This is a genomic window from Paenibacillus hemerocallicola (assembly GCF_006265175.1).
In the GTDB taxonomy this organism is placed as follows: Bacteria; Bacillota; Bacilli; order Paenibacillales; family NBRC-103111; genus Paenibacillus_AB; species Paenibacillus_AB hemerocallicola.
In genome coordinates, this window is the sequence record NZ_VDCQ01000161.1 from 1 (window position 1) to 776 (window position 776).

Annotated in this window: 2 protein-coding genes; both read left to right on the plus strand. The window is 48.2% G+C overall.

What is annotated here, in order from left to right; translation table 11 throughout:
* Nucleotides 1–46 precede the first annotated feature (46 nt).
* Nucleotides 47–364 (plus strand): transposase, encoded by a 318-nt coding sequence (locus tag FE784_RS40565; protein WP_139607983.1) that lies wholly within the window; start codon nt 47–49, stop codon nt 362–364.
* 47 nt (nt 365–411) lie between these two features.
* Nucleotides 412–776: IS3 family transposase (locus FE784_RS43110; protein ID WP_425465603.1), on the plus strand; the 365-nt coding region annotated here is incomplete at its 3' end.

The window sequence follows — 776 nt, forward strand, 5'->3', positions numbered from 1 at the left end:
TTAAGAGAAACGAAATAATAAATAGACATAACGAGGAGGTGTTCACATGGGTGAACAGCGTCAACGGTTTAACGAAGAATTTAAACAGCAAACGGTGAAATACATTCAAGAACAGACGAAGTCGATGCCGGAGATTGCCGAGGAACTCAACATCCCGGTTAAAACACTCCATCAGTGGAAAGCAAAGTATCGTACATTTGGGAGTGAACCTGTAGCCAGTGCCGAGAAGATCCGCGAACTGGAACAACTCCTACAGGATAAAGAGCGTGAACTCTTGGCAAAAGATCAACAACTCGCAGATGCGGAGGAGCAGTTGGCTATCGTAAAAAAGGCGGTGCACATCTTCAGCAAACCAAGGAAGTAAGATTCCAGTTCATCGAAGCTCATCGTTCCGAGTTTCGAATGGAGAAGATGTGCGAAGTCTTGGCTGTATCCAGGAGCGGATACTACAAATGGGTCACGGAGAAAGCGAACGAGAATAGCTATAAGAAGCGTAGAGCCTTACTGTTAGCGCGTATCACCTGGCTCTTCACGGACGCAAAAAAACGGTACGGCAGCCCTAAAATTACGAGGCTCCTCCGGCGAGAAGGATGGACGGTATCCGAACGTCTGGTCAGTAATCTGATGAGGGAAAACGGTTTGCGTTCGTGTGTATCCAAAAAGTTCCGTGTGACGACGACCGACTCGAATCACACCCACCCTGTGGCACCCAATGTGCTGAACCAGGTCTTTACCGCATCCGCGCCAAACCGGGTGTGGGTAACCGATATTACATA

What these genes read in the sequence shown, in the direction of transcription:
- FE784_RS40565 (WP_139607983.1), top strand. Translation starts at nt 47, where the DNA reads ATGGGTGAACAGCGTCAACGGTTTAACGAAGAATTTAAACAGCAAACG.